The 23,538-nt window shown below is 58.9% G+C and carries 22 protein-coding genes and 1 tRNA gene; 11 read left to right on the top strand and 12 right to left on the bottom strand.

The features are described from left to right. The first annotated feature begins 37 nt into the window (after positions 1–37). The 11 genes from ybgC (at position 38) to nadA (ending at position 8,421) form a co-directional block, all read left to right on the top strand. Positions 38–505, top strand: coding sequence for a tol-pal system-associated acyl-CoA thioesterase (gene ybgC / locus ACZ9IM_RS10500; RefSeq protein WP_007933231.1), 468 nt, complete (start codon positions 38–40; stop codon positions 503–505). Further along, positions 495–1,190: a protein TolQ gene (gene tolQ / locus ACZ9IM_RS10495; protein WP_007897030.1), complete on the top strand. Its 696-nt coding sequence runs from the start codon at positions 495–497 to the stop codon at positions 1,188–1,190. The genes ybgC and tolQ overlap by 11 nt, the downstream gene beginning before the upstream one ends. Positions 1,191–1,213: 23 nt before the next feature. Then, positions 1,214–1,666, top strand: a complete 453-nt coding sequence (tolR, locus tag ACZ9IM_RS10490; protein ID WP_162556275.1) for a protein TolR — start codon at positions 1,214–1,216, stop codon at positions 1,664–1,666. After that, a complete protein-coding gene (gene tolA, locus ACZ9IM_RS10485; RefSeq protein WP_008072426.1) occupies positions 1,666–2,745 on the top strand; it encodes a cell envelope integrity protein TolA in 1,080 nt (359 codons plus the stop codon). The genes tolR and tolA overlap by 1 nt, the downstream gene beginning before the upstream one ends. Positions 2,746–2,774: 29 nt before the next feature. Then, positions 2,775–4,043 carry a Tol-Pal system beta propeller repeat protein TolB gene (tolB, locus tag ACZ9IM_RS10480; protein ID WP_201060569.1) on the top strand — a complete coding sequence of 423 codons (1,269 nt, stop codon included), beginning with the start codon at positions 2,775–2,777 and terminating at the stop codon, positions 4,041–4,043. Between the two features lie 52 nt (positions 4,044–4,095). After that, a complete protein-coding gene (pal, locus tag ACZ9IM_RS10475; RefSeq protein WP_003178634.1) occupies positions 4,096–4,593 on the top strand; it encodes a peptidoglycan-associated lipoprotein Pal in 498 nt (165 codons plus the stop codon). A 6-nt stretch (positions 4,594–4,599) separates the two neighbouring features. Further along, the gene (gene ybgF, locus ACZ9IM_RS10470) at positions 4,600–5,451 is read left to right on the top strand and encodes a tol-pal system protein YbgF (RefSeq protein ID WP_476223843.1); all 852 of its coding nucleotides are present in this window, start codon (positions 4,600–4,602) and stop codon (positions 5,449–5,451) included. 179 nt (positions 5,452–5,630) lie between these two features. After that, positions 5,631–6,278 (top strand): 7-carboxy-7-deazaguanine synthase QueE, encoded by a 648-nt coding sequence (gene queE, locus ACZ9IM_RS10465; RefSeq protein WP_008072914.1) that lies wholly within the window; start codon positions 5,631–5,633, stop codon positions 6,276–6,278. 1 nt (position 6,279) lies between these two features. Next, positions 6,280–6,972, top strand: coding sequence for a 7-cyano-7-deazaguanine synthase QueC (gene queC, locus ACZ9IM_RS10460; RefSeq protein WP_476223842.1), 693 nt, complete (start codon positions 6,280–6,282; stop codon positions 6,970–6,972). 63 nt (positions 6,973–7,035) lie between these two features. Further along, positions 7,036–7,111, top strand: a tRNA-Lys gene (locus ACZ9IM_RS10455). Positions 7,112–7,362: 251 nt separating this feature from the next. After that, positions 7,363–8,421 carry a quinolinate synthase NadA gene (nadA, locus tag ACZ9IM_RS10450; RefSeq protein WP_427622895.1) on the top strand — a complete coding sequence of 353 codons (1,059 nt, stop codon included), beginning with the start codon at positions 7,363–7,365 and terminating at the stop codon, positions 8,419–8,421. Between the two features lie 131 nt (positions 8,422–8,552). Here nadA and ACZ9IM_RS10445 read toward each other — a convergent pair whose 3' ends face one another. The 12 genes from ACZ9IM_RS10445 to arcD all read right to left on the bottom strand — a co-directional run bounded on the left by ACZ9IM_RS10445 (position 8,553) and on the right by arcD (position 23,183). Further along, positions 8,553–9,041 (bottom strand): RDD family protein, encoded by a 489-nt coding sequence (locus ACZ9IM_RS10445; RefSeq protein ID WP_008072918.1) that lies wholly within the window; start codon positions 9,039–9,041, stop codon positions 8,553–8,555. A gap of 95 nt (positions 9,042–9,136) precedes the next feature. Continuing rightward, positions 9,137–9,349 carry a cold-shock protein gene (locus ACZ9IM_RS10440; protein WP_003175786.1) on the bottom strand — a complete coding sequence of 71 codons (213 nt, stop codon included), beginning with the start codon at positions 9,347–9,349 and terminating at the stop codon, positions 9,137–9,139. 381 nt (positions 9,350–9,730) lie between these two features. After that, complete coding sequence (gene gcvT, locus ACZ9IM_RS10435) at positions 9,731–10,855, bottom strand: glycine cleavage system aminomethyltransferase GcvT (RefSeq protein ID WP_476223841.1); 1,125 nt, start codon at positions 10,853–10,855, stop codon at positions 9,731–9,733. A gap of 33 nt (positions 10,856–10,888) precedes the next feature. After that, positions 10,889–12,265 carry an L-serine ammonia-lyase gene (locus ACZ9IM_RS10430; protein WP_008072921.1) on the bottom strand — a complete coding sequence of 459 codons (1,377 nt, stop codon included), beginning with the start codon at positions 12,263–12,265 and terminating at the stop codon, positions 10,889–10,891. 202 nt (positions 12,266–12,467) lie between these two features. Beyond that, positions 12,468–15,320: an aminomethyl-transferring glycine dehydrogenase gene (gene gcvP / locus ACZ9IM_RS10425; protein ID WP_427622893.1), complete on the bottom strand. Its 2,853-nt coding sequence runs from the start codon at positions 15,318–15,320 to the stop codon at positions 12,468–12,470. 11 nt (positions 15,321–15,331) lie between these two features. After that, the gene (gene gcvH, locus ACZ9IM_RS10420) at positions 15,332–15,715 is read right to left on the bottom strand and encodes a glycine cleavage system protein GcvH (RefSeq protein ID WP_008005432.1); all 384 of its coding nucleotides are present in this window, start codon (positions 15,713–15,715) and stop codon (positions 15,332–15,334) included. Between the two features lie 456 nt (positions 15,716–16,171). Beyond that, positions 16,172–17,680 (bottom strand): sigma-54-dependent transcriptional regulator, encoded by a 1,509-nt coding sequence (locus ACZ9IM_RS10415; RefSeq protein WP_476223840.1) that lies wholly within the window; start codon positions 17,678–17,680, stop codon positions 16,172–16,174. Positions 17,681–17,887: 207 nt separating this feature from the next. After that, positions 17,888–18,250, bottom strand: a complete 363-nt coding sequence (locus tag ACZ9IM_RS10410; protein WP_123495482.1) for a DUF5064 family protein — start codon at positions 18,248–18,250, stop codon at positions 17,888–17,890. A gap of 12 nt (positions 18,251–18,262) precedes the next feature. Beyond that, positions 18,263–19,192: a carbamate kinase gene (gene arcC, locus ACZ9IM_RS10405; protein WP_063341308.1), complete on the bottom strand. Its 930-nt coding sequence runs from the start codon at positions 19,190–19,192 to the stop codon at positions 18,263–18,265. A gap of 191 nt (positions 19,193–19,383) precedes the next feature. Then, positions 19,384–20,394: an ornithine carbamoyltransferase gene (locus tag ACZ9IM_RS10400; protein ID WP_123495477.1), complete on the bottom strand. Its 1,011-nt coding sequence runs from the start codon at positions 20,392–20,394 to the stop codon at positions 19,384–19,386. 69 nt (positions 20,395–20,463) lie between these two features. Then, a complete protein-coding gene (gene arcA, locus ACZ9IM_RS10395; RefSeq protein ID WP_427622890.1) occupies positions 20,464–21,720 on the bottom strand; it encodes an arginine deiminase in 1,257 nt (418 codons plus the stop codon). A gap of 35 nt (positions 21,721–21,755) precedes the next feature. Beyond that, positions 21,756–23,183 carry an arginine-ornithine antiporter gene (gene arcD, locus ACZ9IM_RS10390; protein WP_476223839.1) on the bottom strand — a complete coding sequence of 476 codons (1,428 nt, stop codon included), beginning with the start codon at positions 23,181–23,183 and terminating at the stop codon, positions 21,756–21,758. Between the last annotated feature and the right edge of the window lie 355 nt (positions 23,184–23,538).

Here is a 23,538-nt window from a genome sequence, read left to right as displayed (position 1 = left end):
TGGCCGGATTGGCAACCTGAGGAGTAAGCACTAGAGTATGCGCGCGCAAAACGGGCTTGAGCCGTTCGCACATCGTTGTCGCGTTTATTACGAGGACACCGATGCGGGCGGCATCGTGTATTACGTCAATTACCTCAAGTTTATGGAACGGGCTCGAACCGAGCGGCTCCGGGAGCTGGGCTTTGCCCAGTCGGCGCTGGCAGGGGAGGACCTGTTGTTTGTCGTGCATTCCAGCGAAGCGCGTTACCACGCGCCGGCGCGACTGGACGACGAACTGCTGGTAAGCGCTGAAGTAATTGAATTGAACCGGGTCAGCCTGCGCTTCAAACAGCAGGTCAGGCGGGCTACGGATAATGTGCTGCTCTGCGAAGGGCAGTTTCTGGTGGCCTGTGTGCGCACCAACAGTTTGAAACCCCGGGCCATTCCCGAAGCTCTACGTGCGGCCTTTGCCGACGTGAGCGGCGCGGGTACACACTCAAAGCAGGAGATAAAGCGTGGAAGCTAACGTCGTCGACCATTCCTCCATGTGGAGCCTGGTCAGCAATGCCAGTATCGTGGTGCAACTGGTAATGCTGATCCTGGTAGCCGCATCGGTGACCTCATGGATCATGATCTTTCAGCGCAGCAACTTGCTGCGCGCCGGTCGACGTGCCCTGGAGAGCTTTGAAGAGCGCTTCTGGTCCGGTATCGACCTGTCCAAACTCTACCGTCAGGCCGGCAGCAACCCTGATCCGGATTCGGGCGTCGAGCAAATCTTCCGTGCCGGCTTCAAGGAATTCTCCCGTCTGCGTCAGCAGTCAGGCGTTGACCCGGAAGCGGTCATGGAAGGCGTGGCCCGTGCCATGCGCGTGGCCATCTCCCGCGAGGAAGAAAAACTCGAGCAGAGCCTGCCGTTTCTCGCCACCGTCGGTTCCGTCAGCCCGTACATCGGTCTGTTCGGTACGGTCTGGGGCATCATGAACTCCTTCCGTGGTCTGGCAACTGCCCAGCAAGCGACCCTGGCCACTGTGGCCCCTGGTATTGCCGAAGCACTGATTGCTACCGCGATCGGTCTGTTCGCCGCCATCCCGGCCGTTATAGCGTACAACCGTTTTGCTGCTCGCAGCGAAACCTTGCTGGGCCGTTACTACACCTTCGCCGACGAATTCCAGGCGATCCTGCACCGCAAAGTGCACACCAGCGAAGAATAAGCAGGTAATTTCCAATGGCTTTAATCGCTCGAGCTCGCAAAAAGCGCAAGCCGGTTGCCGAGATGAACGTGGTGCCTTACATCGACGTGATGCTGGTACTGCTGGTCATCTTCATGGTGACCGCGCCGATGCTCAATCAGGGCGTGAAAGTTGATCTGCCCAAGGTTTCCAGCGAAGCCTTGCCGCAGGACAACAACACTCAGGTCCTGACCATTTCGATCAAGTCTGACAAGACCTACTACTGGAACCTTGGCAGCGAAGTCGACACCGAAAAGCAGCAGGACAAGGCCATGACCTTGCCGCAAATGACCGACGCGGTGACCAAGATCATTCGCGCCGGTACTGAAGGCGGCAAGCGTACCCAGGTATTCATTCGCGGCGACAAGACTGTCGATTACGGCTCCGTCATGGGCGCGATGGGCGGGTTGCAGAAAGCCGGGGTCGGTAATGTTGGCTTGATTACCGAGGCACCCTGATGCAGCAAATGCGAGAGCCGTCCGCCTCGGAAAGCTACTTCTGGCCTAGTGTCTGGGCGATTGTCTTGCACGTGCTGGTGTTCGGCATGCTGTTCGTCAGTTTCGCCTTCACACCGGAGCTGCCGCCGGCCAAGCCTATCGTCCAGGCGACCCTGTACCAGTTGAAATCGAAAAGTCGGGCGACCACCCAGACCAATCAGAAGATTGCGGGTGAAGCGCAGAAATCTGCTGCGCGCCAGACCGAAGTCGAACAGATGGAACAGAAAAAGATCGAACAGGAAGCGATCAAGGCCGCGGAACAAAAGAAGGAAGATGCGGCTCAAAAAGCCGAAGAATCCAAGAAGGCCGACGAGACGAAGAAAGCGGAAGAGGCAAAAAAGGCTGATGAAGCCAAGAAAGCCGATGAAGCCAAGAAGACCGCCGAAGCCAAAAAGGCCGAAGAGAAACAATTGGCTGATATAGCCAAGAAGAAATCTGAAGAAGAAGCCAAGAAAGCTGCTGAAGAAGAGGCCAAGAAAGCGGCCGCTGAAGAAGCGAAGAAAAAGATCGTCGAAGACGCGAAGAAGAAAGCCGCCGAAGACGCCAAGAAGAAATCTGAAGCTGAAGAGGCGAAGAAGAAAGTCGCCGAAGACGCGAAGAAGAAAGCTGCTGCCGATGCCGCGAAGAAAAAATCGCAGGAAGCGGCACGTAAATCCGTCGATGAGAAAAAGGCTCAGGCCCTGGCAGATTTGCTTTCCGACACGCCGCAGCGTCAGCAGGCCTTGGCCGATGAGCAGGGTGACGAAGTCGCCGGCAACTTCGATGACCTGATTCGCTCGCGTGCTTCTGAAGGTTGGGCGCAGCCACCGTCGGCCCGCAAGGGCATGAAAGTGATCCTGCAAATCAACATGCTGCCTGACGGAACGATCTCCGGCGTATCGGTTGCCCGTTCCAGTGGTGATGTGCCGTTCGACAGTTCAGCGGTAGCGGCAGTAAAAAATATTGGTCGATTGACCGAAATGCAGGGTCTGAAGCCAGCTGATTTCGCACCCTATCGTTCATTCAAGATGACATTCACACCTGAGGATCTAGCCTTGTGAGAAACCTTCTTCGAGGACTGCTTGTAGTCATGTTCTGCTTTGCAGGACTGGCCACGGCAGATGAAAAAAATATCCTGGTCAGCAGTGGTAGCTCCCAGGCAACTCCAATTGCCGTAGTGCCATTCGGTTTCCAGGGTGGCACCGTGCTGCCGGATGACATGGCCGAAATCATCGGTAACGACCTGCGTAACTCGGGTTACTACGCACCGATTCCAAAGCAGAACATGATCAGCCAGCCAAGCCAGGCCAGCGAAATCATTTTCCGTGACTGGAAGGCTGTTGGCGCCCAGTACATTATGGTTGGCAGTATCGTTCCTGCGGGCGGTCGCCTGCAGGTTCAATACGCACTGTTCAACGTCGCCACCGAGCAGCAAGTGCTGACCGGCAGCGTGTCGGGCAGCGTCGATCAACTGCGTGACATGGCGCATTACATCTCCGACCAGTCGTTCGAGAAACTCACCGGTATCAAAGGTGCGTTCTCGACTCGTCTGCTGTACGTGACGGCCGAGCGGTTCTCCGAGAAGAACACTCGCTACACGTTGCAACGTTCGGACTATGACGGTGCCCGTGCCGTGACACTGCTGCAATCGCGCGAGCCGATCCTGTCGCCGCGTTTTGCACCGGATGGCAAACGCATTGCTTATGTGTCGTTCGAGCAGAAGCGTCCGCGCATTTTCATGCAGAACATCGACACCGGTCGCCGTGAGCAGATCACCAACTTCGAAGGCCTGAATGGTGCGCCAGCCTGGTCGCCGGATGGTCAGCGTCTGGCATTCGTACTGTCGAAAGACGGTAACCCGGACATCTATGTGATGAACCTGGGTTCGCGTCAGATCAGTCGCGTCACCAACGGTCAGGGCATCAACACCGAGCCGTTCTGGGGTAAAGATGGTTCGACCATCTACTTCACCTCCGACCGTGGCGGCAAGCCACAGATCTACAAAACCAGCGCAAGCGGTGGTGGTGCGGAGCGTGTGACCTTCATCGGTAACTACAACGCCAACCCTAAACTGTCGGCCGATGAAAAGACCCTGGTGATGATCCATCGCCAGGAAGGTTTCACCAATTTCAAGGTGGCGGCCCAGGATTTGCAGCGCGGTAGTGTAAAGATCCTCACTGATAGCACTCTGGACGAGTCGCCTACTGTTGCGCCCAACGGCACCATGGTAATCTACGCCACCCGCCAGCAGGGCCGGGGAGTCTTGATGCTCGTGTCCATTAATGGACGCGTGAGGCTCCCGCTTCCTACCGCACAAGGCGAAGTCAGAGAACCGTCCTGGTCCCCTTACCTGAACTGACGCGGCGCTACACGTTGTACTTAACACACTGGGGTTCATTAGGAGTTTCACGATGGAAATGCTGAAGTTTGGTAAATTTGCTGCGCTGGCTCTGGCCATGGCTGTAGCTGTAGGTTGCTCGTCCAAAGGCGGCGACAACGCCGGTGAAGGCGCTGTTGATCCAAACGCTGGTTACGGCGCTAACACTGGTGCTGTTGACGGCTCCCTGAGCGAAGAAGCTGCTCTGCGCGCAATCACCACCTTCTACTTCGAATACGACAGCTCGGACCTGAAGCCAGAAGCCATGCGCGCTCTGGACGTTCACGCCAAAGACCTGAAAGCAAACGGCGCTCGCGTTGTTCTGGAAGGCAACACCGACGAACGTGGTACTCGTGAGTACAACATGGCACTGGGCGAGCGTCGTGCGAAAGCCGTTCAGCGTTACCTGGTACTGCAAGGTGTTTCCCCAGCTCAGCTGGAACTGGTTTCCTACGGCGAAGAGCGTCCAGTTGCTACCGGCAACGACGAGCAGTCCTGGGCTCAAAACCGTCGCGTCGAACTGCGTAAGTAATTCGTCATGCGAACGTGCCGTCGTGCTGTAACTGTTTTGGCTCTCAGCCTCGCACCGCTTGCGGTGTGGGCTGCGGTTCCTGTGGTCGAGGACAACTCCGGCTATAACAATAGCGGGAGTAGTTATCCGCCTGCGGGTTACGGTACGAACGGCGCCTATGCCGGGGGAGGGGTTTCGGCCCCTGTCTCGGCACAGGGCGAGCTGTTCAACCAACTGCAATCGATGCAGGAGCAGATCTCACGCCAACAGGGTGTGATCGAAGTTCTGCAAAATGATGTAGCGCGCATGAAGCAAGAGAACCTGGAGCGATATCAGGATCTTGATCGGCGCATAGGAACCGGCGTTGCACCAGCCGCGACTCCTGATAATTCTTCCACCGGTGGCAACTTGAATGCCCCCGGTGCAGCAGCCGGCGCAGGTGTGGGGGCGGCAGCCGCTGCCACTTCCACACAAGCGCCTGCCGCAGGTAGCGAACCGGCTGATCCGGCGAAGGAGAAACTGTATTACGATGCAGCCTTCGACCTGATCAAAGCCAAGGATTTCGACAAGGCCAGCCAGGCTTTCGCCGCATTCCTGCGCAAATACCCGAACAGCCAGTACGCGGGCAACGCCCAGTACTGGTTGGGTGAAGTGAACCTGGCCAAAGGCGATCTGCAAGGCGCAGGTCAGGCATTTGCCAAGGTTTCGCAGCTGTACCCCAAGCACCCAAAAGTGCCTGACTCGTTGTACAAGCTCGCTGATGTAGAGCGTCGCCTCGGTCATACCGACCGGGTCAAAGGCATTCTGCAGCAGGTCGTGTCCCAATATCCGGGCACTTCCGCCGCTCAGCTGGCGCAGCGTGACTTGCAGCGCATGTAAGCCTGTAAGCTTGTAGAAATAGTTATGTTTAGAAGAAACCCGCGCCTATCGCGGGTTTTTTCGTTAGAATTCATGCCCTTTTTATGAAACACGCTTTTTGGGATCTGCGCGTTGGCGAGGTTCCTTGAAGTGCCTGACGGAGGCGGACAGCCTGTTTAGCTGTTACGCCCGTGGCGACTATGCAAGACACATTGAGAATCACCGAAGTTTTCTACTCGTTGCAGGGTGAAACGCGGACTGCCGGGCTGCCCACTGTTTTTGTGCGCCTGACCGGTTGCCCATTGCGTTGCCAATACTGCGACAGCGCCTACGCGTTCACTGGCGGCACCATTCGCACGCTCGATGACATCCTCGAGCAAGTGGCCGGTTTTCGCCCGCGTTATGTCTGTGTCACGGGCGGCGAGCCCCTGGCGCAACCGAATGCCATTCCCTTGCTCAAGCAGTTGTGTGACGCCGGCTACGAAGTGTCGCTGGAAACCAGTGGCGCGCTGGATATCTCGGCGGTCGATCCGCGGGTCAGTCGCGTCGTCGACCTGAAAACCCCGGGTTCGAAAGAAGCGCATCGCAACCGCTACGAGAACATTGAGCTGCTCACGCCTAACGATCAGGTAAAGTTTGTCATCTGCTCGCGGGAAGACTACGACTGGGCCGTGTCCAAGCTGATTCAATACGGTCTGGATCAGCGTGCCGGCGAAGTCCTGTTCTCGCCGAGCCACCATGACCTGAACGCGCGTGATCTGGCGGACTGGGTGGTGGCGGACAATCTGCCTGTGCGCCTGCAATTGCAGCTGCATAAATATCTTTGGAATGACGAGCCGGGGCGCTGAAATGACTGAACAACTGAACACTGTCGAAAAACGTGCGGTCATCCTGCTGTCCGGCGGTCTCGACTCCGCGACAGTCGTGGCCATGGCCCGCGCTGAAGGCTACCGCTGCTACACCATGAGCTTCGATTATGGTCAACGTTCCCACGCCGAATTGCACGCCGCCGCACGCGTCGCCCGCGATTTGGGTGTGGTCGAGCACAAGGTGATTGGCCTGAACCTGAATGGCATCGGCGGCTCGGCGTTGACCGACACTAGTATCGATGTGCCGGAAACACCGGGTGAAGGTATCCCGGTGACTTACGTGCCGGCGCGCAACACCGTGTTTCTGTCTCTGGCGCTGGGCTGGGCCGAAGTGCTGGGCGCGCGTGACATCTTTATCGGCGTTAACGCGGTGGATTACTCCGGTTACCCGGATTGCCGTCCCGAGTTCATCGAAGCCTTCGAGCGCATGGCTAACCTGGCGACCAAGGCCGGGGTAGAAGGGCAGGGCTTCCGTATCCAGGCGCCACTGCAGAATCTGAGCAAGGCGCAGATCGTTCAGGCTGGCGTGAAGCTTGGCGTCGATTACGGGCTGACTGTTTCCTGCTATCAGGCAGACGATAACGGCCGCGCCTGCGGTAAATGCGACAGCTGCCGCCTGCGTGCAGAAGGCTTCGCGGCGGCCGGTGTGACTGACCCAACACCTTATTTTTGATTTATTTCAAATTAGGTGTTGAATAGTCCTTAAAAATCAGTATTATACGCGCCACCACACAGCGGGTCGTTAGCTCAGTTGGTAGAGCAGTTGGCTTTTAACCAATTGGTCGTAGGTTCGAATCCCACACGACCCACCATTTTAAAAAATCTGGAAGGCCCACGTAAGTGAGGATTTCCGGGTTTTTTTTTGCCCGCGATTTTAGGTCGACTCAGTCCGGGTGACGCAGGTCAGAATCATCTTTTGCATCCACGGGATATTCTGTAGCCTTGCGCAGCTTCAACGCTATCCACGCCTGATGAATACTCACTCTCCCGGCGGTACCCTTAAGGGTCCGGAGCCGGGTGTATACTCGACTTTCGCGCGAAAGCGCCTGCAGGTCTTGCGAACATGACGCAGATTTCCGAACGCCTTCTGGTTCAAGCCCACCTCGACGCCAAGCAGCCCAAGCCGCTGACGGCCGAGGAAGAGGCTTATTACCGTACTGCCATCGCTGCCGAGCTCAAGGCTCAGGACGCGGTGCTGGTTGCCCACTTCTATTGCGATCCCGTCATTCAGGCCCTGGCCGAAGAAACCGGTGGTTGCGTCTCCGACTCTCTGGAGATGGCCCGCTTCGGCAATGCCCACCCGGCCAAGACTGTGGTAGTCGCCGGCGTGAAGTTCATGGGCGAAACCGCGAAAATCCTCAACCCTGAAAAACGTGTACTGATGCCGACCCTGGAAGCGACCTGCTCGCTGGACCTGGGTTGCCCGGTGGACGAGTTCTCGGCGTTCTGCGATCAGCATCCGGAACGTACGGTGGTGGTGTATGCCAACACCTCGGCGGCGGTCAAGGCGCGTGCGGACTGGGTGGTGACGTCCAGCTGCGCGCTGGAAATCGTCGAAAGCCTGATGGATAACGGCGAAACCATCATCTGGGCACCAGACAAGCACCTGGGCACTTACATCCAGCGCAAGACCGGTGCCGACATGCTGCTGTGGGACGGTGCCTGCATCGTCCATGAAGAGTTCAAGGCCAAGCAGCTCGAAGACATGAAGGCGCTGTACCCGGATGCGGCCATCCTGGTGCACCCGGAATCGCCTACCGCCGTAATCGAGTTGGCCGACGCGGTGGGTTCCACCAGTCAGCTGATCGCTGCGGCGCAAAGTCTGCCGAACAAGACCCTGATCGTCGCCACCGACCGTGGCATCTTCTACAAGATGCAGCAGCTGTGTCCGGACAAGGTCTTCATCGAAGCGCCAACGGCCGGTAACGGCGCAGCCTGCCGTAGTTGCGCACATTGCCCATGGATGGCGATGAACACGCTTGAGCGCATGCTGAAGAGCTTGAAGGAAGGGACTAACGAGATCTTCGTCGACCCGGCGTTGATTCCGCAGGCGATTCGGCCGCTCAAGCGCATGCTTGATTTCACGCAGGCGGCGCGGATGAAGTTGGCCGGCAACGCCTAATACTTACTGTGGCGAGAGCTGTTGTGGCGAGGGAGCTTGCTCCCGTTCGGTCGCGCAGCAGCCGCATTTGGGGGCGCTTCGCACCCCAGCGGGAGCAAGCTCCCTCGCCACCGTGATTTGCATTGCCAGTGCTATTTGGTCTTCTTCGGAATCCGCACAAGCTGGGTATTGGAGTAGATGTCATGCCAGCTGCGTTTCTGCTTGTCGAACAGCGACCAGAAGAACCCAAGCCCAAGGCATAGCCAGGATGCGATCGATACCACAAAGCGCAGCAGTGCCTGCCACAGGCTGATGGATGAGCCGTCGGCGTTTTGCACGCGGATGCCCCACACCTGCATGCCCAGTGTCTGCCCCGACCAGATCCAGAACTTGGCGAAGAAACCGAACAGCACGAACAACAGCACCGTTGATAGCAGCGGATCACCGTCCAGCGCGCCGGCGTCGGTCAAGGCGCGCATTTGGCCTTCGCCGATGATCGCCATCTGAATCATCTTGTAAATGCCGCTGGTGACGATCAGCAGCGCGGTGCATAACAGGAAGTCGTAGAACATCGCTGCCAGGCGACGACCCAGGCCGACGGCGGGGAAGTCGCCCTGTGGATATAGCAGGTGTTTCGACATGGCAGCCTCTGAACGGAAAAAGAAGCCATTTTACGGATTTACGCGCACAAAAAAGCCCCTGATATCAGTATCAGGGGCTTTTTCGCTACAGAAGATCAGGCTTCTGCTTGTACTTCGTCAGCCTGCATGCCTTTCTGGCCTTGCACAGCAACGAAAGTCACTTTCTGGCCTTCTTTCAGGCTCTTGAAGCCGTTGCCCTGAATAGCGCGGAAATGTACGAACAGATCCGGACCGCTTTCTGGAGTGATAAAACCAAAACCTTTCTCGTCGTTAAACCACTTGACGGTACCGCTCTGACGTTGGGACATTTCTTATTTCCTTTGACGCAAAAAAATGAATGACAGTCTCCTTCTGGTGAAAGAGTACTGGGGCTGGTTGCAGGAGAGTAAGAAGACGTCGAACGGGATGTAGCTAACTTGTAGGCTACTGCCCAGGTCACGATTCCAAGCGACCCATGCAAACACAGTGAACAAACTCTACGCCAACTACGGGAGAAAAAACAAGCCCTGCGAAGGCCCGTATTTCCTCGGGTTGGTGGCACTAGCGCAGGCTTATTCGATGGAGTTGTTCAGTTGTTTTCGATCGTTATAAGTAACGTTCATAAACGAAACGTTCGCACTGTTTTATGGCGCCTGCGTTACAGATTAGTGCACTGTTAACGCAGCCGCGTTACTTATAGAAACGGTCGATCAACCACGATAGTAGCGTTGTGGAACAAATGGCATTTTGCTTACAAGCAAAGGCACCTTTTTCCCACGAACAATTGCCCAAACCGGCGTATCCAAAGCGATATAAGCGCTGTCGAGGTAACCCATGGCCAAAGGACCGCCGAGGGTCGGACCGAAGCCACCGCTGCACACGCTGCCGATGATTTCGCCGGCTTCGTTGACGATCTCTGCACCTTCGCGCACTGGCGTACGTTCCTGTGGCAGCAGGCCAACGCGTTTGCGGCTGACACCGGTTTGCTGTTGGGCGAACACGGGTTCAGCGCCGGGGAAGCCACCGGCCCGCGCGCCATCGGCACGACGAGGCTTGGAGATGGCCCACAGCAGGCTGGCTTCGATTGGGGTGGTTTCGGTGTTCATGTCGTGACCGTAGAGGCACAGACCGGCTTCCAGGCGCAGGGAGTCGCGAGCGCCGAGGCCGATGGCCGCCACTTCCGGTTCGGCCAGCAGGGCGCGAGCCAGGGCTTCGGCATTGGCGGCTGGTACGGAGATTTCGAAACCGTCTTCACCGGTGTAGCCCGAGCGGCTGACAAAGCAGTCCACGCCCAACAGCTTCACGCGGGCGAGCTGCATGAAGGTCATCTTCGCAACTTCAGGTGCCAGGCGTGCGAGCACGGTGACGGCGGCCGGGCCTTGCAACGCCAGCAACGCGCGCTCTTCGAACAGTGGTTCGATCGTGCACTGGTCGCCGATGTGCTTGCGCAGGTGCGCCAGATCCTGATCCTTGCAGGCCGCGTTGACCACCAGGAAAAGTTCGTCATTACCGAGGTTGGCGACCATCAGGTCGTCGAGGATGCCGCCGGTCTCGTTGGTGAACATCGCGTAGCGCTGCATGCCCACCGGCAAATCGATGATGTCCACCGGCACCAGCGTTTCCAGGGCCTTGGCAGCGTTGGCGCCGGTCAGGCGGATCTGGCCCATGTGCGAAACATCGAACAACCCGGCCTGATCACGGGTGTGCTGGTGTTCTTTCATTACGCCCAGCGGGTATTGCACCGGCATATCGTAGCCGGCAAACGGCACCATGCGGGCGCCGAGTTCGAGGTGCAGTGCGTGCAACGGGGTTTTCAACAGTTGTTCGGTGGACATATCCAGCTCCTGAAAATAGTGCAGATGCGCGCATCAGCACTCGATAATGTTGACCGCCAAACCGCCACGGGCGGTTTCCTTGTATTTGCTTTTCATATCGGCGCCGGTCTGGCGCATGGTGCGGATGACTTTGTCGAGGGAGACGAAGTGCTGACCGTCGCCGCGCAAGGCCATGCGCACCGCATTGATGGCCTTGACCGAGCCCATGGCATTGCGCTCGATGCAAGGTACTTGCACCAATCCGCCAATCGGGTCGCAGGTCAGGCCGAGGTTGTGTTCCATGCCGATTTCGGCGGCGTTTTCCACCTGCTGCACCGTGCCGCCCAGCACTTCACACAAGGCGCCGGCGGCCATGGAACAGGCGACGCCAACCTCGCCCTGACAGCCGACTTCGGCGCCGGAGATAGAGGCGTTTTCCTTGTACAGAATGCCGATCGCGGCGGCCGTCAGCAGAAAGCGTACGACGCCGTCTTCGTTGGCACCGGGGATGAAGCGCATGTAGTAATGCAACACCGCCGGGATGATTCCGGCTGCACCATTGGTGGGCGCGGTGACCACGCGTCCGCCGTTGGCGTTTTCTTCGTTGACCGCCAAGGCGTACAGATTGACCCAGTCGAGCACCGACAGCGGATCGCGCAGTGACGATTCCGGGTTGTTGCACAGTTGCCGATGCAGCGCTGCAGCCCGGCGTTTGACCTTCAGCCCACCGGGCAAAATGCCTTCGTTGCGACAACCCGCGGCGACGCAGTCTTGCATCACTTGCCAGATCTTCAGCAAACCGGCACGGGTTTCCGCTTCCGGACGCCAGGCACTTTCATTGGTCAGCATCACTTGGCTGATGGACAAACCGTAGGTGGTGCAATGACCGAGCAGGTCCTTGGCGCTTTTGAACGGGAAGGTCAGCGGCGTGGCGTCTTCGACAATGCGGTCGGCACCGGCAGCGTCTTCATCGACCACGAACCCGCCACCAACCGAGTAGTACTCGCGGCTGCGGATTTGCAGGCCAGCGGCATCGAATGCGCGAAAGATCATGCCGTTGGGGTGATAGGCCAACGGTTTGCGGATCATCGCCAGGTGTTCTTTCTCGTTGAACGCAATGCTGTGTTCGCCGAGCAGGTTCAAGCGACCATTGCCGCGAATCTCTTGCAGGCGAGCGGCGACGGTTTCGGTGTCTACGGTATCCGGGTGTTCGCCTTCCAGGCCCAGCAACACAGCCTTGTCGCTGCCGTGGCCTTTGCCGGTGGCGCCGAGCGAGCCGTAGAGCTCGACTTTGACGCAGGTGGTTGCGGCCAGCAGCCCTTCACGGCGCAGACCTTCGGCGAAACGCGCAGCGGCACGCATCGGGCCGACGGTGTGGGAACTGGAGGGGCCGATGCCAATCTTGAACAGGTCGAACACGCTTAACGACATGGTTGTTCTCCGGTTTTCTTGTTATGGGAATTGGCGAAATGTCAGGCCAGGCACGATCCTGTGGGAGCTGGCCTGCCAGCGATTGCAGGGTGTCAGGCAACGGAAATGTCGACTGATGCACCGCTATCGCTGGCAGGCCAGCTCCCACAGGTTTTTGTGGTGTTCTTGAAATCGGGGGCGAGTGAACCCGCCCCCCATTGGTTTAAGCGTAGCTTTCGATCGACGGGCAGGCGCAGACCAGGTTGCGATCGCCGAAGACGTTGTCGACGCGACCGACCGGTGGCCAGTACTTGCCTTCGATCAGCGACGCAACCGGGTACACCGCTTGCTCGCGGCTGTACGGGTGAGTCCACTCGCCGACGATTTCTGCGGCGGTGTGTGGCGCGTTTTTCAGTGGGTTGTCGTCCTTGTCCAGCGTGCCGTTTTCCACCGCGCGGATTTCTTCGCGGATGCGGATCATGGCGTCGCAGAAGCGGTCCAGTTCTTCCTTGGATTCGCTTTCGGTCGGCTCGATCATCAACGTGCCGGCCACCGGGAACGACATGGTCGGGGCGTGGAAGCCGAAGTCGATCAGGCGCTTGGCGACGTCATCGACACTGATGCCGCTGCTGTCTTTCAACGGACGCAGGTCGAGGATGCATTCGTGCGCCACCAGACCATTGCTGCCGGTGTACAACACTGGGTAATGCTCTTCGAGGCGACGGGAAATGTAGTTGGCATTCAGGATTGCCAGTTGCGAAGCACGCTTGAGACCCGCACCACCCATCATTCGAATGTACATCCAAGTGATCGGCAGAATGCTCGCGCTGCCGAACGGTGCCGCGCAGACCGCGCCTTCCTTGCGTTCCATCTGGGCGTGGCCCGGCAGGAACGGCGTCAGGTGCGACTTGACGCCAATCGGGCCGACGCCCGGGCCGCCACCGCCGTGTGGGATGCAGAAGGTTTTGTGCAGGTTCAGGTGGGACACGTCGCCGCCGAACTTGCCCGGTGCGCAGAGGCCGACCATGGCGTTCATGTTGGCGCCGTCGATGTACACCTGGCCGCCGTTGTCGTGAATGATGCCGCAGATTTCGCGGATGCCTTCTTCGAACACACCGTGGGTCGACGGGTAGGTGATCATCAGCGCGGCGAGGTGTTCGCGGTGCTCGATGGCCTTGGCGCGCAGGTCTTCGATGTCGACGTTGCCGCGGGCATCGCAGGCGGTCACGACCACGCGCATGCCGGCCATGTTGGCGGTGGCCGGGTTGGTGCCGTGGGCGGACGACGGGATCAGGCAGATGTCGCGACGGTCTTCGCCACGGCTCTGGTGGTACGCACGAATCGCCAAGAGACCTGCGTATTCACCCTGGGAACCGGCGTTCGGTTGCAGGGAGATCGAGTCGTAACCGGTGGCGGCGCAGAGCATCGCTTCCAGTTCATCGGTCAACTGCTGGTAGCCGGCGCTTTGCTCGGCCGGGGCGAACGGGTGCAGGGCACCGAATTCAGCCCAGGTCACCGGGATCATTTCGCTGGCGGCGTTGAGTTTCATGGTGCAGGAACCCAGCGGGATCATGGTGCGATCCAGGGCCAGGTCCTTGTCGGCGAGCTTGCGCAGGTAGCGCATCAGCTCGGTTTCCGAGTGGTAACGGTTGAACACCGGATGGCTGAGGATCGGCGACTGGCGAACCAGCGCGGCCGGGAGGGTGCTGACCACCGAGGCGGCGAGGGCGGCGAAATCTGGCAGCGCCTTGCCGTTGGCCAGCACGCTCCACAGGGTTTCAACGTCAGCTTGCGACGTGGTTTCGTCCAGCGACAGGCCCAGACGTTCAGCATCGACGACGCGCAGGTTGATCTGCTGAGCACGCGCCTGGTCGTGCAGCTTGGCGGTGTTAACGCCGGTTTTAATTGTCAGCGTATCGAAGAAGTTGGCTTGCTCGACGGTCAGACCCAATGCGCTCAAGCCTTTGGCGAGGATCGCGGTCAGGTGATGAATGCGCTGGGCGATCTGCGTCAGGCCTTTCGGGCCGTGGTACACGGCGTACATGCTGGCGATGTTGGCCAGCAGTACTTGAGCGGTGCAGATGTTGCTGGTGGCTTTCTCGCGGCGGATATGTTGCTCGCGGGTCTGCATGGCCAGGCGCAGGGCCGGCTTGCCGAAACGGTCCACGGAAACGCCGACCAGACGGCCCGGCATGTCGCGCTTGAACGCATCGCGGGTGGAGAAGTAGGCCGCGTGCGGACCACCGAAACCCAACGGCACGCCAAACCGTTGCGCGCTGCCGATGGCCACGTCGGCGCCGAATTCGCCTGGCGGGGTCAGTACGGTCAGGGCCAGCAGGTCAGCCGCGACGGCGACCAGCGCATTAGCCGCGTGGAAGCGCTCGGTCAGTTCGCGGTAGTCGAACACGTCACCGTTGCTGGCCGGGTATTGCAGCAAAGCGCCGAAGAATGCGCTGACGTCGCTCAGTTCGCGCTCGTCGCCGACCACCACGTCGATGCCCAACGGCTCGGCACGGGTGCGCAGCACGTCGAGGGTCTGCGGGTGGCAATGAACCGAGGCGAAGAACGCATGGCTGCCTTTATTCTTGCTCAGGCGTTTGCAGAAGGTCATGGCTTCGGCAGCAGCGGTGGCTTCGTCGAGCAGGGAGGCGTTGGCGATCGGCAGGCCGGTCAGGTCGCTGATCAGGGTCTGGAAGTTCAGCAGCGCTTCGAGACGACCTTGGGAAATTTCTGGTTGGTACGGGGTGTAAGCGGTGTACCAGGCCGGGTTTTCCAGCAGGTTGCGCAGGATTGGCGACGGCGTGTGAGTGCCGTAGTAGCCCTGACCGATGTAGGTCTTGAACAGTTGGTTTTTGCCGGCGATGGATTTGATCAGCGCCAGGGCATCCGCTTCACTCAGGCCGTCTTCCAGGCCGAGGACGCTGGTGCCTTTGATGCTATCGGGAATGACGCTGGCGCTCAGGGCTTCCAGGGAATCAAAGCCGAGGCTGTTGAGCATGGCTTGCTCATCGCCGGCACGCGGGCCGATGTGGCGCGCGATGAATTCGTTGGCAGTGCCGAGATTAATTTGAGTCATGTCAGCGCTCCTCAGGCTTCAGCGTTGGCTTTGATCAGACGGTCGTAAGCGTCTTGATCCAGCAATTGGCCGACAGCTGAGGCGTCGGTTGGCTGGAAGCGGAAGAACCAGCCTTCGCCCAGCGGATCTTCGTTGACCAGTTCAGGGCTGCTGTCGAGCGCCGGGTTCACTTCCAGTACTTCGCCGTCGAGTGGCATGTACACGCCGCTGGCGGCTTTTACCGATTCCACGGTGGCGGCTTCAGCGCCTTTGTCGTAGGACTGCAGCTCAGGCAGTTGTACGAAAACCACGTCGCCCAGGGCGTTCTGCGCGAAAGCGGTGATGCCGACTGTGACGGTGCCGTCAGCTTCGGTGCGCAGCCATTCGTGATCTTCAGTAAAACGCAACTCGCTCATGGAAACTCCTAAGGGGGGCCAGACTCGTCTGGTGGACGCGATTGAATGCTCGGCAATGCCGTACTTTATGGATGGTTACTAAGCAAAAACGCGGCCAATGTTATTTATTCTTTATAAATCAATAAGTTATTTGTTTTTGCGGAAGAGGGAGAAGGGCTTGCTGTAGCGAAATCGCTACAACACAGGCTGAAGAAAAAAGCTGAGGTGGATCAAAGCCTTGCACAGCGGCGATCAGGAGAGGGTGTAGCGATATCGTTCCGCTGTAGCGCTTTCAGTACAGATGGAGGTCGTTTTTGAAGACGATTTTGAAAAGCAGCGCAGAACCTGTGGGAGCGGGCTTGCCCGCGATTGGGCCATTACATTTAACCTCTATGCCGAATGTTAGATAGCCATCGCGGGCAAGCCCGCTCCCACAGGGTTTTGTGGTGTTGAGGGGATTGTGTTCAGCCACAAGCCTTACGGTTTGTTGGGTATGCCGTACTTACGCAACCGATGGGCGATCGCGGTATGGGAGGTTTGCAGGCGGCTGGCCAGTTGGCGGGTCGAGGGGTAGCTGACGTAGAGCTTTTCCAGCAGGGTTTTCTCGAACTCTTCCATGGCCTGTTCGAGGCTGTCGACCTCGCTGTCGCTCTGGCGCGCCACGGAGGTGCCAGCGATGTCGAGGTCGCCGATGTCCACCAGGCTGCTTTCGCAAATCGCCGCGGCGCGGAAGATTACGTTCTGCAATTGCCGCACGTTCCCCGGCCAGCGATTGTCTAGCAGCGCCGGATAAGTGCCCGGCGCCAGGCGACAGACCGGGCGCTGGATCTGCGCGCAGGCCTGCTGCATGAAGTAGCGCGCCAGCAGCAGAATGTCCTGGCCCCGTTCGCGCAACGGCGGGACTTCGACATTCAGCACGTTGAGGCGATAAAACAGGTCTTCGCGGAAGGTACCTTCACTGACCATTTTTTCCAGATCGCGGTGAGTCGCGCTGAGGATCCGCACATTGACCTTCACTTCGCGATCGCCACCAACCCGTCGGAAGCTGCCGTCGTTGAGAAAGCGCAGCAGTTTCGCCTGCAAATACGGCGACATTTCACCGATCTCGTCGAGAAATACCGTGCCCTGGTTGGCCAGTTCCATCAGCCCCGGTTTGCCGCCCCGTTGCGCGCCGGTGAAGGCGCCGGGGGCATAGCCAAACAGTTCGCTTTCGGCGAGGTTTTCTGGCAATGCCGCGCAGTTCAAGGCCAGGAACGGCGAACCGTGGCGGGCGCTGATGGCGTGGCAGGCGCGGGCCACCAGTTCTTTACCGGTGCCGGTCTCGCCCTGGATCAGCAACGGTGCATCGAGGGCCGCAACCCGTTGGGCGCGCGTCTTGAGTGTACGAATCGCCGGCGATTCGCCGAGCAGGGCGTCGAAGCCTTCGGCATGGTCGTGGTGCAGCGCCGAGAGGCGTTCACCGATGCGGTTCGGTTGGTACAGGGTCAGCAGCGCGCCGGCGTCGGTGATCGGCGTAGCGTCCAGCAGCAGGGTCTGACCGTTGACGGTGATCTCCCGCAGCGGCAGGCGGAAGCCGTTTTCCAGCAACGTGTCGAGCAGCGCCGGGTCGGCAAACAGCTCGCTGATGCTTTCACCCGCCGGTTCGCGGCCGTACAGGGCGATCAGCGCCGGGTTGGCCAGCAGCACCTTGCCAGCGCTGTCCAGAGCCAACACCGGGTCGGTCATGGCGGCGAGCAACGCATCGAGCTGCAAGTGACGGCGCTGGCCGGGAAGAATGTCGACCACCGTCACCGCTTGCACGCCACGTACGCTGAACAGCGCATCGCGTAGCTCTTCGAGCACTGCCGGGCTCAAGGTCGGGGCGTCGATGTAGACGTTGGGCGGGACCATTTCCACCGCATCCAGATTGAGATTGCGCCCACCGAGCAGGGCCAGGACTTCCTGGGTGATGCCGACGCGGTCGATGAAGCTGACGTGGATACGCATGGGGCGGTTGGGTTCTGGAGTGCGAAGGGTGGCAAGTATGCCTTGGGGCGGGCCAATGGTGAAATCCTGCGCAGGACTTCAGGGCTACACCGAACCAATGTGGGAGCGGGCTTGCTCGCGAAAGCGGTATAGCAGGCAACATTTAGTCGACTGACACTCCGCCTTCGCGAGCAAGCCCGCTCCCACAGGTTCAGCGTTCATCCAGGGTTATTCGAAGTTCTCGAGGTTTACCGGGTCGCCGGATTTCATATCCAGCTGCTTCCGGATGTCTTCAAACATTAAATCGTAATGCTTGTGAACCGAGCCGATCTGGCTGTGTGTCTTCGGGATTCCGTACTTCTCGGCGATTTTCGTCACGTTGTTGGCGAAGTTGTAAGCCTCCTCCTTGGGCAGAAAGAAGGTCTCCGTCATGTCTTTTCCCTGCATGCTGCCGTGCATGGTGAACAGAATCCCTTTGCCTTTCTTGGGATCCTGCGAGACTTCATAGTCGAGGTGCACGTTGTAGTTGACATCATCCGGGGTCAGCGCGTGGCGCTCGATGTGCAGATGACCGGGCTCAAACGTTGCCATTGACGTCTCTCCTTACAAGTAAGTTATGCCAGGTGTCGCCGTACTGATACGCGTGCCGGCCTTGCCCTGGACGATCGCTTCGATGTCCGAGAGTGAACCGATCACCGCGGTTTTTCCAGTATGGCGGGCGAACTCGCAGGCCGCCTGGACCTTCGGTCCCATGGAGCCGGCGGCGAAGCCGAGTTTTTCCATCTCATCGGGGTGGGCCTGGGCGATGGCTTTCTGGGTCGGTTTGCCGAAGTCGATGAACGCCGCATTGACGTCGGTGGCGATCACCAACAGATCGCTTTCAAGCTGTTCGGCCAGCAGCGCCGAGCACAGGTCCTTGTCGATCACCGCTTCCACGCCTTGCAGTTTGCCGCTGGCGCCATACATCGTCGGGATGCCACCACCGCCCGCGCAGATCACGATGCTGCCTTTTTCCAGCAGCCACTTGATCGGGCGGATTTCGAAGATGCGTTTCGGTCTCGGGCTGGCCACCACGCGGCGGAACTTGTCGCCGTCCGGCGCAATCGCCCAGCCTTTCTCGGCAGCGAGTTTTTCTGCTTCGGCCTTGGTATAGACCGGGCCGATAGGTTTGCTGGGGGCCTGGAACGCCGGGTCGTTGGCGTCGACTTCGACCTGGGTCAGCAGGGTGGCAAACGGGACTTCGAAGTCCAGCAGGTTGCCCAGTTCCTGTTCGATGATGTAGCCGATCATGCCTTCGGTTTCGGCACCGAGCACGTCCAGCGGGTAAGCGGACACCTGGGTGTAGGCCGCCGCTTGCAGCGACAGCAGGCCCACCTGCGGACCATTGCCGTGGGCGATCACTAGTTGGTTGCCGGGATGGACCTTGGCGATCTGTTCGGTAGCGATCCGGATGTTGGTGCGCTGGTTGTCCGCGGTCATGGGTTCACCCCGGCGGAGCAGGGCGTTACCGCCCAGAGCAACGACGATACGCATAATGCAGTCCTTTCAGAGAGGGAGCGAACAACACGATGATCGTTCCCTCGCTGATCGTTCCCACGGTCCCCGTGGGAATGCCGCCCGGGACGCTCTGCGTCCCATGTGACGCGGAGCGTCACCGGATGCATTCCCACGCAGAGCGTGGGAACGATCAGCGGAGAGCGTAGGAACGATCACCGCGTCAGTCTTTAAATATCCGCCAGCGCCGACACCAGAATCGCCTTGATGGTGTGCATGCGGTTTTCCGCTTGCTCGAAGGCGATGTTGGCCGGCGACTCGAAGACGTCTTCGGTCACTTCGACGCCGTTGGCCAGGTGCGGATAGCGCGCGGCGATGTCCTTGCCGACCTTGGTTTCGCTGTTGTGGAACGCCGGCAGGCAGTGCATGAATTTCACCCGCGGGTTGCCCGAAGCCTTCATCATCTCGGCGTTGACCTGGTAGGGCAGCAGTTGCTCGATGCGCTCGTCCCACGCCTCCACCGGCTCGCCCATCGACACCCAGATGTCGGTGTGGATGAAGTCCACGCCCTTGACCGCTTCCTTCGGGTCTTCGGTGATGGTGATGCGCGCGCCGCTTTCCTCGGCGAAGGCTTTGCACTGATCGATGAAATCCTGATGTGGCCACAGCGCTTTCGGCGCGGCGATGCGCACATCCATGCCGAGTTTGGCGCCGATCATCAGCAGCGAATTGCCCATGTTGTAGCGGGCATCGCCGAGGTAGGCGTAACTGATGTCGTGCAGCGGTTTGTCGCTGTGTTCACGCATGGTCAGGGTGTCGGCGATCATTTGCGTCGGGTGGAATTCAGCGGTCAGGCCGTTGAACACCGGCACGCCGGCGAACTTCGCCAGTTCTTCGACAATTTCCTGTTCGAAGCCACGGTACTCGATGGCGTCGAACATCCGCCCCAGCACGCGGGCGGTGTCTTTCATGCTTTCCTTGTGGCCGATCTGCGACGACACCGGGTCGATGTAAGTGACGTGGGCGCCTTGGTCATGGGCCGCGACTTCGAAGGCGCAACGGGTGCGGGTCGAGGTTTTTTCGAAGATCAGCGCGATGTTCTTGCCTTGCAGGTGCGGACGCTCGGTGCCGGTGTACTTGGCGCGTTTGAGGTCACGGGACAGGTCCAGCAGGTAATTGAGCTCGCGAGTGGTGTGGTGCATCAAACTCAGCAGGCTGCGGTTGCGCATGTTGAAAGCCATGATTGGATCTCCTTGGGTATCGGTTATCCCCCGGGCCGCGCTGGATAAGCGGCGGCCAGGGTTTGAAAGTTAATAGTCGATAGGGTCGCGAATGATCGGGCAGGTCATGCAGTGGCCGCCGCCACGCCCGCGACCGAGTTCGCCGGCGCTGATGGTGATGACCTCCACACCGGCCTTGCGCAGCAGGGTGTTGGTGTAGGTGTTGCGGTCGTAACCGATCACCACCCCGGGTTCCACGGCCACCACGTTGTTGCCGTCGTCCCATTGCTCGCGTTCGGCGGCGAAGCTGTTGCCGCCGGTTTCCACTACGCGCAGTGCTTTGAGGTTGAGGGCCTTGGCCACGGTGTCGAGGAAGCTGGTGTCTTCGCGGCGAATGTCGACGCCGCCCGGTTTGCTTTCGTCAGGGCGCACGCTGAAGGCGACGATCTGGCTCACCACTTCCGGGAAAATGGTCACAAGGTCGCGGTCGCAGAAGCTGAACACGGTGTCCAGGTGCATCGCGGCGCGGGACTTCGGCAGGCCGGCGACAATCACACGTTCGACCGCTTTGTTCTTGAACAGATTGACCGCCAATTGACCGATGGCCTGGCGGGACGAACGCTCGCCCATGCCGATCAACACCACGCCGTTGCCGATCGGCATCACGTCGCCGCCCTCCAGGGTGGCGCTGCCATGGTCCTGATCCGGGTCGCCGTACCAGATCTGGAAGTCGGCGTTGGTGAACTGCGGGTGGAATTTGTAGATTGCCGTGGTCAGCAGGGTTTCCTGACGGCGCGCCGGCCAGTACATCGGGTTGAGCGTCACGCCGCCATAGATCCAGCAGGTGGTGTCACGGGTGAACTGGGTGTTGGGCAGCGGCGGCAGAATGAAGCTGGAGTGACCGAGAAATTCGCGGAACATCTGGATGGTCTTGCCACCAAAGCTATCCGGCAGGTCATCGGCCGAGACACCGCCAATCAGAAACTCGGCGATCTTGCGCGGCTCCAGGCTACGCAGCCAGGAACCGGTTTCGTTGACCAGCCCAAGGCCGACCGAGTTGGCGGTGATCTTGCGTTCCAGAATCCAGTCCAGCGCTTCTGGAATGGCGACGATGTCGGTCAGCAGGTTGTGCATTTCCAGCACTTCGACGTTGCGCTCGCGCATTTTGGTGACAAAGTCGAAATGGTCACGCTTGGCTTGGGCAACCCACAGCACATCATCGAAAAGCAGTTCGTCACAGTTGTTCGGGGTCAGCCGCTGATGGGCCAGGCCGGGGGAGCAAACCATGACTTTACGCAGTTTGCCGGCTTCGGAATGGACGCCGTACTTAACTTTTTCGGTGGTCATTACAGTGATCCTCCAGATGACAAATGGGTCAGGTGTTACAGGGTCAGGAAGCCGTCATACAGCCCGTAAGCCGCCACCAGGGCGCCCACGACGACCGCTGCGAAAATCAGCTTCTCGACGTTGGTGAAAACCGGTTTGTTGACTTCAAGCTTGGCCTTGGCGAACAGGATCGCGCCGGGTGCATAGAGCAGGGCGGAGAGCAGCAGGTATTTGACGCCACCGGCATAGATCAGCCAGACCGCGTAGATCAACGCGACGGCACCGATGAGCAGGTCTTTCCTGCGCTCGGCCGCAGCGTTTTCATAACTCTCGCCGCGCACTGCCAACAGCAGCGCGTACGCCGCCGACCACAGGTACGGCACCAGAATCATTGAGGTGGCGAGGTAGATCAGCGACAGGTAAGTGCTGGCCGAGAACAGCGTGATGATCAGGAACAACTGGACCATGGCGTTGGTCAGCCACAGCGCGTTGACCGGCACATGGTTGGCGTTTTCCTTACGCAGGAAGGCCGGCATGGTGTGGTCCTTGGCGGCGGCGAACATGATCTCCGCACACAGCAACACCCACGACAGCAGCGCACCGAGCAACGAGATGATCAGGCCGACGCTGATCAGCACCGCGCCCCAATGACCGACCACATGCTCCAGCACCGCGGCCATGGACGGGTTCTGCAGTTTGGCCAATTCCGGTTGGGTCATGATCCCCAGCGACAGCACGTTCACCAGCACCAGGAACAGCAGCACGGTGATGAAACCGATAACGGTGGCTTTACCCACGTCGCTGCGTTTTTCCGCACGGGCCGAGAAGATGCTCGCGCCTTCGATGCCGATGAACACCCAGACGGTGACCAGCATCATCTTGCGCACCTGGTTCATCACGCTGCCCAGGTCCGGGTTTTTCAGACCCCAGATGTCGGCGGTGAAGATCTCCAGCTTGAAGGCGAAAATCGCGATCAGGACAAACAGCAGCAGCGGCACGATTTTGGCGACGGTGGTCACCAGGTTGATGAACGCTGCTTCCTTGATTCCGCGCAATACCAGGAAATGCACCCCCCAGAGCAGCAGCGACGCACCAATCACAGCCGCAACGGTATTGCCCTCGCCAAAAACGGGAAAGAAGTAGCCGAGGGTACTGAACAACAGAACGAAGTAACCAACGTTACCCAGCCAGGCACTGATCCAGTAACCCCAGGCGGACGAGAAACCCATGTAGTCGCCGAAACCGGCTTTGGCGTAGGCGTAGACACCGCCGTCCAGATCAGGTTTTCGATTAGCGAGGGTCTGGAAGACGAAGGCCAGGGTCAACATGCCCACAGCGGTAATTGCCCAACCGATAAGAACGGCCCCGACGTCTGCACTGGCGGCCATGTTCTGGGGCAAAGAGAAGATCCCGCCGCCAATCATTGAGCCGACAACCAATGCAACCAGGGCGCCGAGTTTCAGTTTTCCGGGGGATTCAGACATTGCATGACTCCAGTGCAGGAGAAGAGAGAAAACAGATTAATTTCGTTTGCTGTTCAATTATCTGACTTAGATCAATGCATGGTCACATTCCATTGTTAATTAAAGACTTATGGGTCTTTGGCAGGCATAAGGTCTAATGCCCGAAAAGCCCTTTCCAGAGGCTTCGTATAAAAGTTAAAGAAATAAAGCGTATCAGTTGAAGTGTAGACGCTAGTTTGTTTTTTTGTTTTGGCAAGTATTGGTCATTTGATTTTGCAGTGATATTGATTTATTAGGATCTACCGACAAAACCGCTATTTCTGGATGGCTGCGATAGCGTGATCAGTTATAAATAAAAACAAGATTGGCGTTAATG

The sequence above is a fragment of the Pseudomonas sp. TE12508 genome, from assembly GCF_056279485.1.
Note: the sequence above shows the minus strand (reverse complement) of the source record. Positions and strands in the feature narration are given on the sequence as shown.